The 11,796-nt window shown below is 58.8% G+C and carries 11 protein-coding genes; all 11 read left to right on the top strand.

The features are described 5' to 3' along the window. A partial coding sequence (locus GHO41_RS26685; protein ID WP_256671056.1) for a MaoC/PaaZ C-terminal domain-containing protein occupies positions 1-634 on the top strand: 634 nt, incomplete at its 5' end. A gap of 131 nt (positions 635-765) precedes the next feature. Continuing rightward, a complete protein-coding gene (locus GHO41_RS26680; RefSeq protein ID WP_153435101.1) occupies positions 766-1,257 on the top strand; it encodes a GNAT family N-acetyltransferase in 492 nt (163 codons plus the stop codon). A 1,339-nt stretch (positions 1,258-2,596) separates the two neighbouring features. After that, on the top strand, positions 2,597-3,004 hold the full coding sequence (locus tag GHO41_RS26675) for a biopolymer transporter ExbD (RefSeq protein WP_048372729.1): 408 nt from the start codon (positions 2,597-2,599) through the stop codon (positions 3,002-3,004). A gap of 3 nt (positions 3,005-3,007) precedes the next feature. Continuing rightward, the gene (locus GHO41_RS26670; protein ID WP_153435100.1) at positions 3,008-3,775 is read left to right on the top strand and encodes an energy transducer TonB; all 768 of its coding nucleotides are present in this window, start codon (positions 3,008-3,010) and stop codon (positions 3,773-3,775) included. A gap of 46 nt (positions 3,776-3,821) precedes the next feature. Next, positions 3,822-6,062, top strand: coding sequence for a TonB-dependent receptor (locus GHO41_RS26665; protein WP_153435099.1), 2,241 nt, complete (start codon positions 3,822-3,824; stop codon positions 6,060-6,062). Positions 6,063-6,135: 73 nt separating this feature from the next. Then, positions 6,136-6,783: a MotA/TolQ/ExbB proton channel family protein gene (locus tag GHO41_RS26660; RefSeq protein WP_048372726.1), complete on the top strand. Its 648-nt coding sequence runs from the start codon at positions 6,136-6,138 to the stop codon at positions 6,781-6,783. A 19-nt stretch (positions 6,784-6,802) separates the two neighbouring features. Beyond that, a complete protein-coding gene (locus GHO41_RS26655; RefSeq protein ID WP_153435098.1) occupies positions 6,803-8,527 on the top strand; it encodes a bifunctional UDP-sugar hydrolase/5'-nucleotidase in 1,725 nt (574 codons plus the stop codon). Then, entirely contained in the window at positions 8,524-8,940 is a 417-nt protein-coding gene (locus GHO41_RS26650) for a cytidine deaminase (protein ID WP_153435097.1), read from the top strand. Before GHO41_RS26655 ends, GHO41_RS26650 begins: the two co-directional genes overlap by 4 nt. Positions 8,941-9,017: 77 nt before the next feature. After that, complete coding sequence (locus tag GHO41_RS26645; protein ID WP_048372721.1) at positions 9,018-10,277, top strand: NupC/NupG family nucleoside CNT transporter; 1,260 nt, start codon at positions 9,018-9,020, stop codon at positions 10,275-10,277. Between the two features lie 68 nt (positions 10,278-10,345). Next, positions 10,346-11,119: a deoxyribose-phosphate aldolase gene (gene deoC, locus GHO41_RS26640; protein WP_153435096.1), complete on the top strand. Its 774-nt coding sequence runs from the start codon at positions 10,346-10,348 to the stop codon at positions 11,117-11,119. After that, positions 11,119-11,796: thymidine phosphorylase (locus GHO41_RS26635; protein ID WP_153435095.1), on the top strand; the 678-nt coding region annotated here is incomplete at its 3' end. The genes deoC and GHO41_RS26635, both read left to right, overlap by 1 nt.

Here is an 11,796-nt window from a genome sequence, read left to right as displayed (position 1 = left end):
GCCGCAACTCAAGCACGGCGGCCCGGGCCGCGCAGGGGGCGGCGAAGAACTGGGCGGTTTGCGTGCGGTAAAACACTACCTGCAACGCGCCGCCGTGCAGGGCTCGCCGAGCATGCTGGCAGCGGTGACCGGGGAATACGTACGCGGCGCCAAGGTCATCGAAACCGACGTGCACCCGTTCCGCCGGTACTTCCAGGACCTGCAGATCGGCGAGTCACTCCTGACCCACCGGCGCACCGTCACCGAAGCCGACCTGGTGAACTTCGGTTGCCTGTCGGGTGATCACTTCTATATGCACTTTGATGACATCGCCGCCAAAGAATCGCAGTTCGGCAAACGCATTGCCCACGGCTACTTTGTGCTGTCGGCAGCGGCTGGCCTGTTCGTCTCCCCGGCACCCGGCCCGGTACTGGCCAACTACGGGCTGGACACCCTGCGGTTTATCAACCCGGTGGGGATTGGCGACACCATTCAGGCGCGCCTGACCTGCAAGCGCAAGATTGACCAAGGCAAGAAGAGCCCCCAAGGCATCCCGCAAGGGGTAGTGGCGTGGGATGTAGAAGTGACCAACCAACTCGGCGAGCTGGTCGCCAGTTACGATATTTTGACCTTGGTGGTTAAGCGCGAAGCTTAAGAGCCTTCCACCTGAAGCGATCGAGAACCATACTGCAAGCGCCCCAAAGGACTGAGCTGAGTCTTTTGGGGCGCATTTTGTTCTGAGCTTAAAAGGCCAAACCTACTCGCGCTTCAACAGGATTGATCCACATGACACACCCCATCTTCCGCCAGGCAGTACCCGCTGACGCGGATCGCTGCTTCGAAATCGAAACCCAGGCCTACGAAGGTGACGAAGCCGCCACCCTCGCAAAAATTGCCACGCGTATCGGTCAGTATCCTGAAGGCTTTCTGGTACTGGAACTGGAGGGCGAAATCGCCGGGTTCATTAACAGTGGTTGCGCCCATGAAGTGGTCATGTCTGACGAGTCTTTCAAAGAGCTGATAGGCCACGACCCAGACGCTGCCAATGTCGTGATCATGTCGGTGGTGCTGGATCCGGCCCATCAAGGCAAGGGCCATGCGGGCAAGCTGATGCGCCAATTTGTCGAACATATGCGCGGCATGGGCAAATCCACCATTCACCTGATGTGCAAAGAACAGCACATCGACCTTTATACGCATTTTGGCTATGTCTACGTGCAGCCTTCACCCTCCGAGCATGGCGGGATGGCGTGGCACGAGATGGTGATGGCCCTGTAGGAGGGACCGCGCCGTCTTAGACGCCGCGCTGTCGCGCAGCAAACAGACCACTGTAGTCGCTGACGAGGTACGAAGGCTGCGATCGGCTGCGTGCAGCCGTAAAACCATCTACCTCGGCATTCTTGGGTACATATCCATTGCTGCGGCAACGGCCACTTAGGGTTCCGCCCTTACGGCGCGTCACTTTGAAAGCGCAAAGTAACCAAACGCTTTTTGCCCCACCACTCGGTGCCTCGCTGTGGCTCGGCATGCCCTCACCACAGGCCTTGCTTCGTGGGCCCGCCGCGATCGGCCATCCATGGCCGTGTCGCGGCTAACCCGGCGTCCTGCCGGGTTACCCACTGCGCAAAACCTGCGTTCGGCCAGCGTGGTTTAACGGGGCCTCTTAGATCAAGAGCAAAAGCCAGATCAAGATCAACAGCTCGCGAGCAGGCTCGCTCCTACAGGGCCTTTAGAATCAATCAATTTTTTTATTTGATAAGAGGGGCCGCGCCGTCTTGGACGCCGCGCTGTCGCGCAGCAAACAGGCTACCGAGAATCTTCAGCATTCCCCAATCGGTTCCCTCTCCTTCGGGAGAGGGCTAGGGTGAGGGGGCTCTTGATTTGAGTACATATCCATTGCTGCGGCAACGGCCACGTAGGGTTCCGGCCTTACGCCGTGCCACTTTGAAAAGCGCAAAGTAACCAAACGCTTTTTGCCCCAACCCCTCGGTGCCTCGCTGTGGCTCGGCATGCCCTCACCACAGATCAGCGTGGTTTAACGGGGCCTCTTAGATCAAGATCAAAAGCCAGATCAAGATCAACAGATCGTGAGGCAAGCTCGCTCCTCCAGAGCCTTTAGAGTCAATTACTTATTTTATGTTTGATAAAAGCGAGCTTGCCTCACGGTCTTTTGATCTTGAGCTGTTCGCAAGTTTTAACCTCGCTGTCATACAAATCACCATGACTTGACCGTAACGTGTCGTCGACATTGTCACGGCCTGCTTCCCCTCCCCATGCTGAAAGCCACTCATAAATCCAAAAAACTGACACACATGTCAGTTTTTTTCAGTTTGAGCCAGCAACTCACCTACATCCTGCGCCCCAAAACAAAACCAATAAAATCACGTTAAAACCCATAAAAAACTGCGATTTACACAGCAGCTTTACAGAAACAACACACATCCAGAGCTTTCGTAACAAAATAATATTGCTGAAATCAAAATGAAACACCGCTCCCCTACTCTCCAACCTGTCACTTGAGACAGGTTCGACAGCTACTGTGCCCTGGCTAACCACAAGTGAGAATCTGAATGGGCGATCAGCTGTGTGATCCCCTCTGTGGACTGGAGTACACGTGATGCGAAGCTGGGAAGAACCGAAGAAAAAACGCCTGCATATCGAGATCATTCCGATGATCGACGTGATGATGTTTCTGCTGGTGTTTTTCGTATTGATCAGTCTCAACGTGATCCCTGCGCTGGGGATCAAGACTCAGTTGCCAGGCGCTGCACACGCGCAACAACTCAAGCCGCAAAACAAGGCTGTGATTACCCTGGGCCTGGACGACCGCCTGCAACTGGACGGCAAGGACCTGGACCAGACCGAACTGGTGGTACAGCTCAAGGCCATGGAAAACCCTGAGCAGAAGATGGTGATCATCCTCAACAGCGATGAGGGTGTTGAAGTAGCGCGTTTGGTGAGCGTGATGGACGTGCTCAAAAGCAGCGGTTTCTCCTCCGTTTCCATCGCGACCCGGAAGCTCTAAGTCATGTCGGTTCTTTTCAAATCCCGCAAAGCAATCGCCTGTCTTCCAGCGATTTGCCTGCTGGCGGTGGCCATTCATAGCGCCACACACACGACCTTGAAGATCACGCCGAAGTACGACGATACAACCGTCGAAATCGCCTTGATCGATCCTGAGGAATTGCTCCCGCCGCCACCTGAGCCCGAGCCTGAGCCAGTGGTTGAACAACCGCCACCGCCGCCGGAAATCGAAGAAGCCGAAGCGCAAATCGAAGAGCCGCCACCACCGCCACCCAAGCCCAAGCCGCCGGCACCAAAACCGCCGCCGCCCAAGCCCAAGCCCAAGCCACAAGTGGTCAAGGCCGCACCGACACCGCCCAAGCCTCAACCCGTGGTGCAGGCACCGGCCCCCGCTCCGGCAGCAGCACCGCCAGCGGCAGCCCCGGTGACCAGACCTGTTGCCCAGGTGCCACACACCAACCCGGCAGACCAGGAGAGCCGCTACACCGCTCGCCTGCTCGCAGAGTTAGAGAGATACAAGCAATACCCGCGAGGTCGCGAAGCTTCATTACAACGCCCGGAAGGCAATGTGGTGGTGTGGTTGCTGATTGACCGAAGCGGCAAGGTGCTCGATTCGGGCATTGAAAAGAAGGCGGCAAACATGTTGCTCAATCGGGCAGCACAAACAAGTTTGAAACGTCTCGACCAAGTTGTGCCTTTTCCCGACAACACTTTTTCGGGCAAGGATAAATACCGCTTTAGCGCCACGCTTGTATACAACATTGAGCAATAACTAAAACCACTTCTGCTCCACTCATGATGTTCAAGAGGAAAGCGTTTTGAAACTCAATACTTTATTTGCAACGTTGCTGGCCGTTGGGGTTGGCGGCTGGACTTTGTCTGCGCTCGCGCAAGATTCAGTTGATATAGGCGACGTTAAAGTAACCGGCCAAAGTCTGGGCAATGGCCATATGGTTCAGGAAGACTCGGCCAAGGCACGCTCAACGGTAACCAAAGAGGCGATGGACGAAATGGCACCCACTGCCAACGCCCTCGACAAACTCAAGTACACGCCCGGCATCAACGTGTCCAGCACCGACGCCTCGGGCCTTAGCGGCACCAGCTTCACCATGCGCGGCATGAACTCCGACCAGGTCGGCGTCTCGGCTGACGGCATCCCGATCAACGACTCGGGTGACTACTCGATCTATCCAAACTTGCTCGGCGACCCTGAGAACTTCAGTGAAATATTCGCCACTCAAGGTTCTTCGGAAATTGACGGCCCGCATATTGGTTCCAGTGGTGGCAACATCGGCCTGGTGACCCTGCGTCCGACGAAAGACTTTGGTGTTTTCGTTAAACAGGCGGTGGGCTCCAACAGCCTCGACAAATCGTTTGTGCGTATTAACACCGGCGACATCAACGGTTTTAAAACGTATGTATCGGCTTCGCACACCGAAGGTGATAAATGGCGCGGTAAAGGTGTTGTACGCGCAGACAAAGTTGAATGGAACACGTTGTTTGAAGACGGCAATGGCAACTCGACCAACGCCATCATTAAATACAACCGCCAGGACAACTATAACTACAACACGCTGAGCAAGGCGCAGTTCGAGAAGTCGGGTCGCAGCCTTGATTACGCAGAAAACCCGATCTACAACAGCAGTGGCAAGTTGACCTCGTATTACAAGATCAACCGCAACCCGTTTGAAAACCTGTCCGCCACACTGACCCAGCGCTTCCAGCTGCGCGACGACCTGTCACTGTCCATCGCGCCTTACTACATGTGGGCCAACGGCGGCAGCTTCAGCGGCCAGACCGCCTCCGCCCTGTCGTCCACCAGCAGCAAAGCCGGCAACTACGACCTCAAGGGCCTGCCGTACGACACCTACTACCGCCCTTCCTGGACCGAAACCTGGCGTACAGGTATCTACAACAAGCTGAAATGGGACATGAACGAGTCCCACAGCATCGACCTAGGCTACTGGTACGAGCGCGCCCGTCAGCGCCAGACCCAGCCATTTATCAGCATCGATGCCAACGGCGCGCCAAGCGACATCTGGGGCGATTACAACTCGGGCAACCAGGTTAAAGACAACAATGGCGTGACCGTACAGGGCCGCCATCAGTACACCGTTACCCCGGCGCAGAAACTCTCGCTGCAAGACACCTGGATCGTGACACCCGACCTGACCCTGGTCGGTGGCCTTGCCTACCAGTACGTCGAGCGTGACGGTAACAACCTCGGCGACCTGTACAACAAGCCTGAAAAGCGTGACGCCAAGTACCACCAGTTCTTGCCGAACTTCAGCGCCCGCTACCAGATCAACGAGCAGAACCAGGCGTTCTATAACATCACCCGCAACATGCGTACCCCGCCTAACTACGTGCTGTACAACGTCGGCGACTCGATCAGCACCAAGCCTGAGCTGAGCTGGAACCAGGAACTGGGCTGGCGCTTCACCAAGGACGACATGGCGTTGAGCGCAACGCTGTTCCACATCTCGTACCGCGACCGTCAGTTGTCGACCACCAACTCGGATGGCGACTACGAAATGCTCAACGTCGGCAGTGTGGTCAACAAAGGTCTTGAGCTGGAGTGGAGCGGCCTGCTGCCGTACAACTTCAACTACTACACCTCGTACACCTACACCGATTCCGAGCAGAAAGACGACATCTCGATCCGCAACAAAAACCTGCCGACCGCGGGCAAGCAACTGGCCAACGTGCCGAAAAACATGCTTAACGCCAGCATCGGTTGGGACAACAAACGCTACTACGCCAACATCGCCGGCAAATACGTCGGCAGCTACTACGGCGACTTGACCAACGACCAGGAAATCGCTGGCCGTACCACCGTTGACCTGAGCGCCGGTGTGCGCCTGCCGGTCGACAAAAAGATCTTCAAATCTGCCGCCATCCGCGTCTCGATGCTCAACGTCTTCGACAAGGAATACCTGTCGTCGGCACGCACCGTGGTGCTCAACGCCGCGCCGGTTAACGGTCTGAACGCTGCAACGCCGTACTACAACGTCGGTGAAGAACGCACTGCCATGGTTTCGTTTGAAGCCAGCTTCTAACCCTTGATTTGACCTGTAACCAGGCCCGGCTAAACAGCGGGCCTGGGCTGTACCCACCCATAGGAAGAACCTGATGAACATGAATCTGCTGCACGATCTCACTTTCTACGTCATGTACGGCGCTGCTGCGCTGGCCGCCTTTGTCGTCGTTGAACGTTGCATCTTTTTCAGCTACTCCCTGCGCAAGGCCCGCCAACTGGTCCCGGCCATCAGCGGTAAAGTGCGCAGTGTCGATGACCTGCCAGCAGCCTTGACCCAACGTGACAGCCTGCCACTGCAATTGCTCTCGCAGATTTACGACGGCCGTCGCCAACTGCACTCGCACCAGGAACTCGAAGACCTCGGCCAGGCCATTTATATCTCCATGCGCGGCAAGCTGTCCCACAGCCTGTGGATCCTCGAAGCCGTCGTCGCCGGCGCACCGCTGCTGGGCTTGCTCGGCACCATCATGGGCATTATCGACACTTTCAAAGCCCTGGCCGAAGCCGGTGTTTCCGACCCGGGTGAAGTGTCCCGCGGTATCGGTACTGCGCTGTACGCCACCGCGCTAGGTATCGCCATTGCACTGGTGGGCATGGTCTTCAACAGCCACCTGCAAGATCGCCTGGAACTGATCAACGACAACCTGAAAATGCTTCTGCTGCGCGCAGGCCTGGGCACTCAATACGTCGCCTCCCCTACACCTGCCGCCTCGCTGGCCGGCCAGCCACGTACCGCCTGAGCCAAGCCAAGGAGCCCCCATGTCGAATGTATTCTCGCGCCTGTGCCAGGCCAGCCTGATTCTGCCGCTGGCCCTGGCAATAGCCGCCTGTAACCCGCCCGGCAAAACGGTCGAGGTCAACATTGCTGCCATCAACGACTTCCACGGCAACCTCGCACCCAACCCGTTCACCTACGCCGATGCCTCGGCGCCGGGTGGCAAGGTGACGATGCAGGCGGGCGGTATCAACGCCCTCAGCGGCGTGGTCAGCGAACTGCGCAAAAAAGACCCGCAAACACTGTTGGTCGGCGCCGGGGACATGATTGGGGCCAGCCCGCCGATGTCTGCCATGTGGGCCGACGAGCCGACGTTGACGGCTCTCGGCACCCTGGGGCTGAAATTCAGCGTGATCGGCAACCATGAACTGGATCAGGGCACGATCGAGTTGCAACGCCAGATCAACGGCGGCTGCGACTCTCCGCGCCCGGAAAAGGCCTGTCTGTACAGCAAGGATTACAAAGGCACGCGCTTCCCCTATGTGGCAGCCAACCTGATGGACGCACAAACCGGCAAAACACTTTTCCCGGCTTACCAGATTGAAGAAGCCAACGGCGCGAAAATCGCGTTCGTCGGCGCCGTGCTGCGCAATGTGTCGACCTATGTCAGCACCCAAAGCATGAACGGCCTGTACACCATCGATGAAGCCGAAGCGGCCAACGCGCTGCTGCCAGAACTGCACAAGCAAGGTGTGGACGCAGTGATCATGGTGATTCACCAGGGCGGCGAAACTGCCGAATCCTTCGACAAGAACGATTGCAGCCAGCTCAAGGGCGACATCCTCGACGTGACCAACCGTCTGGCCCCGGAAATCAAAGTGGTGATCACCGCGCATACGCACCAGGGCTACATGTGCCGCCTGGGCGACAAACTCATCACCCAGGCCAGCTCGTACGGGCGTCTGGTCACGCACCTGAACCTGAAGATCGACACCGGCAAGCACCAGTTGCTGGATGCCAAGGCCGAAAACATTGTGGTCGACCCCAAGCGCTACCAGCCGATGCCAGAAATCGCTGCGCAACAGGCCGAAGTCGAAGCCCGCAGCCATGAGCAACTGAACAAGCCCATCGCGCGCATGGCCGCAACAGAAGTCAAACGCACACTCAACGCCGCAGGCGAATCCGCCATGGGCGACCTGGTGTCCGATGCGCAACTGCATGCCACCCGCTCGCTGGGTGCGCAAGTGGCGTTCATCAACCTCGGCGGGATCCGTACCGACCTGATTCTCGACCCGGGCCAGGACCAACTCAGCTACAGCCAGGTGGCCTCGGTCCAGCCCTTCAACAACACCCTGAACATCCTCACCCTGACCGGCGCACAACTGAAACAACTGCTGGAACAACAGTGGCAAAACAACGGTTTCGGCTTTTACCCGTTGCAACCGTCGTCTTCGCTGACCTACAGCTGGGATGCCAGCAGACCTCAAGGTGACCGGGTACTGGCCAACAGCATGAAAATTGACGGTGTGCCGGTGATTGCCGACTACCCGTACCAAGTCACCGTCAACTCGTTCATGGCCGGCGGCGGCGATAACTTCACGGTCTTCAAGGACGCCAGCGAACGTCTGGACACCGGCCTCAATGACCTCAATGCGTTGATCGACTACCTGCAAGTCAACGACCGCGCCGGTAACCCGGTGGGCGAACACACCCCGGCGCAGCGCATTCACAAGGTCGACGATGCATTGGCCAAGAGTGCCCAACGATGAGCCGCACGGCCCAAGCGCAAGCACTTTACGAGCGCCTGCTGCCCGAGGCCATTGCGGCCTCGCAAGCCGCCTGGTGCCCACACTCGGACTTCCCTGTCGGGGCCGCGTTGTTGACCTCGGATGATCAGATCATCCGCGGCTGCAACGTCGAAAACGTCTCGTACGGGCTGACCAACTGCGCTGAACGCAGCGCACTGTTCAGCGCCATCGCCCAAGGGCATGCCCCCGGCAGCTTCAAAGCAATGCTGGTGTATGCCCCCAAAGTGGCGCTGATTTCCCCCTGCGGCGCCTGCCGTCAGGTCATGCACGAACTCATGCTTGCTCACTGCCCGGTGTTTTGCGTCGGGCATCAAGAATCGGCCAGCCGCGACTGGACCATCGAGCAACTGTTACCCGGCGCTTTCCGTTTTTAACGACCCACTGCCCTGCCCGCCGCAGCACCCCACAGAGGTGCAGGCGATTTTGCTGCTTTACACATGGGAATGCAGTCATGAGCTTCATTGGTGTAGGTGTATTGATCCTTCTGGCGGTCTTGCTCTCCAGCAACCGCCGGGCGATCAAGTTACAAACAGTGGGCGGAGCCTTTTTACTGCAAGCAGGTGTCGGTGCATTCGCGCTGTACGTGCCATGGGGGCAGACCACCCTGGCGGCCATTTCCAACACCGTTTCGTCGCTGCAGGACTATGCCAACGAAGGGATCAGCTTTCTCTTCGGGCCGCTGGCCAGCGAGAAGATGTTCGAGGTGTTCGGCCATCAGGGGTTTGTCTTTGCGATCAAGGTGTTGCCGCTGATTGTGTTCTTCAGCAGCTTCATCGCCATTCTTTACTACCTGGGCGTGATGAACGTGATCATCCGGGTGATCGGTGGCGCCTTGCACCGCATCCTGGGTACCAGCCGCACCGAGTCGATGTCGGCCACCGCCAACATCTTTGTCGGGCAGTCCGAAGCGCCGATGGTGGTGCGCCCGTTTCTGGCCAGCATGACCCGCAGCGAACTGTTCGCGGTGATGGCGGGCGGTCTGGCCTCGGTGGCCGGCTCTGTATTGATCGGCTACGCCAGCCTCGGCATCGAGCTTAAATACCTGATCGCTGCCAGCTTTATGGCCGCCCCCGGCGGGCTGCTGATGGCCAAGCTGATGGAGCCTGAAACCCACCTGCCCCATGACGACCCGAGCTGCGTTGAGGTCTACCCCGAGGACAAACCGGCCAACGTCATCGACGCTGCGGCACTGGGCGTCAGCAACGGCCTGCACCTGGCACTCAACGTCGGGGCCATGCTGCTGGCCTTTATCGCCCTGATCGCCATGCTCAACGGCATTCTCGGCTGGTGCGGCGCCTGGTTCGGCCTGCCGCACCTGAGCATGCAACTGATCCTCGGCCACCTGTTTGCACCGCTGGCCTTCCTGATTGGCGTGCCGTGGAGCGAAGCCACGATTGCGGGCGGGTTTATCGGTGAAAAACTGGTGCTCAACGAGTTTGTTGCTTACGTCGACTTCGCGGCTTACATCGATCCGGTGCAAGCGGCAAGCAAAGGCGTCAGCGTGTTGTCGGCCCACACGCAAGTTATCGTGACCTTTGCCCTGTGCGGTTTTGCCAACCTCTCATCGATCGGCATCATCCTCGGCGGCCTGGGGGTCATGGCCCCCTCCCGTCGCAAGGATCTCGCCCGCATGGGCCTGCGCGCTGTCACCGCCGGGACATTGTCTAACCTTATGAGTGCAGCACTGGCCGGCGTGTTTATTTCACTGTGAAACGCACCTTATTACCCCAACAGGCGCCCGCCACTGACCGGGCGCCCTTGAAAGATCGAAGAACCGACATGAATGACACCGAACTCCAACTGGCACGTCGAGTCATCGCCCTGCTGGACCTTACCTCACTCAACGCCGACGACACCGACGCCAGCATTCAGGCGCTGTGCCGCAAGGCGCTGACCCCGGTCGGGCCTGTCGCCGCAGTGTGTGTCTACCCGCAGTTTGTCCGTTTGGCGCGCAGCACCCTGAATACCCTGGGTGGCGACTCGATCCAGGTGGCCACCGTGTGCAACTTCCCCGCAGGCGATGCGCCGCTGGCCGAGGTGCTGGCGCAAATTAGCCAGGCACTGGCAGACGGGGCCAACGAAATCGATGTGGTTTACCCGTACCGCGCCCTGATTGGCGGCGACGAACAACGCGGGCGCGAGCTGGTCGCCGCCTGCAAAGCGCTGTGCGAAGGCCGCGCGCTGCTCAAAGTGATCCTTGAAACCGGCGAACTCAACGCCTTGCTGATCCGCCGGGCGAGCATCGATGCCATCGAAGCTGGCGCCGACTTTATCAAGACCAGCACCGGCAAAGTGAAGGTCAACGCCACCCCTGAAGCAGCTGAATTGATGCTGCATGTGATCGCCAAAACCAACCAGAACGTCGGCTTTAAGCCCGCAGGCGGCATGCGCATGCTGGGCGACGCAGCGGTGTACCTGTGGCTGGCCGAGCACACCCTTGGCAAAGCCTGGATCTCGCCGCGCCACTTGCGCTTTGGCGCCTCCAGCTTGCTCGACAACACGCTTGAACTCATCGGCCTGAGTGCCGACACCCCAGCGCAAGGAGCGTACTGATGAACTGGTTGCCACAAGAAGTCATTCGCCGCAAAAGCGCAGGCCTGACCCTCAGCGACAGCGATATCCAGCGCTTTGTTCGCGGCATCACCGACAACAGCATTGGCGAAGGCCAGATCGCCGCCTTCGCCATGGCCGTGATGCTCAAGGGCATGACGGTGCAGGAACGCGTCGCCCTGGCGCTGGCCATGCGCGACTCAGGGCAAGTCATGAGCTGGAACCTGCCGGGCCCAGTGGTCGACAAACACTCCACCGGCGGGGTCGGTGACATGGTCAGCCTGCCGCTGGCACCTTTGCTGGCCGCCTGCGGCTGTTACGTGCCGATGATCTCCGGGCGCGGGCTGGGCCACACCGGTGGCACCCTCGACAAACTCGACAGTATCCCCGGCTACAACAGCCTACCCTCCCCCGAGCGCTTGCAGGCCATCGTCGCTGACGTGGGTTGCGCGATCATTGGCCAGACCGGTGATCTGGCCCCGGCCGACAAGCGCCTGTACTCGATTCGCGACGTGACCGCGACCGTCGAATCCATCGACCTGATCACCGCCTCGATCCTCAGCAAAAAGCTCGCGGCGGGCCTCGATGTACTGCTGATCGACGTCAAAGTGGGAAACGGCGCGTTTATGTCCACCGCCGACAACGCCGCGGCCCTGGCCGACTCGCTGGTGTCCGGGGCC

It is taken from the genome of Pseudomonas sp. FSL R10-0399 (assembly GCF_009600165.1).
In the GTDB taxonomy this organism is placed as follows: Bacteria; Pseudomonadota; Gammaproteobacteria; order Pseudomonadales; family Pseudomonadaceae; genus Aquipseudomonas; species Aquipseudomonas helleri.
The sequence above is the reverse complement of the archived record's forward strand: the minus strand, read 5'-3'. Positions and strand labels throughout refer to the sequence as shown.

Bases quoted from the DNA above. Each gene is read 5' to 3' on its own strand.
- GHO41_RS26680 (WP_153435101.1), top strand. From the start codon at position 766: ATGACACACCCCATCTTCCGCCAGGCAGTACCCGCTGACGCGGATCGC.
- GHO41_RS26675 (WP_048372729.1), top strand. From the start codon at position 2,597: ATGCGAAGCTGGGAAGAACCGAAGAAAAAACGCCTGCATATCGAGATC.
- GHO41_RS26670 (WP_153435100.1), top strand. From the start codon at position 3,008: ATGTCGGTTCTTTTCAAATCCCGCAAAGCAATCGCCTGTCTTCCAGCG.
- GHO41_RS26660 (WP_048372726.1), top strand. From the start codon at position 6,136: ATGAACATGAATCTGCTGCACGATCTCACTTTCTACGTCATGTACGGC.
- GHO41_RS26655 (WP_153435098.1), top strand. From the start codon at position 6,803: ATGTCGAATGTATTCTCGCGCCTGTGCCAGGCCAGCCTGATTCTGCCG.
- GHO41_RS26650 (WP_153435097.1), top strand. From the start codon at position 8,524: ATGAGCCGCACGGCCCAAGCGCAAGCACTTTACGAGCGCCTGCTGCCC.
- GHO41_RS26645 (WP_048372721.1), top strand. From the start codon at position 9,018: ATGAGCTTCATTGGTGTAGGTGTATTGATCCTTCTGGCGGTCTTGCTC.
- deoC (WP_153435096.1), top strand. From the start codon at position 10,346: ATGAATGACACCGAACTCCAACTGGCACGTCGAGTCATCGCCCTGCTG.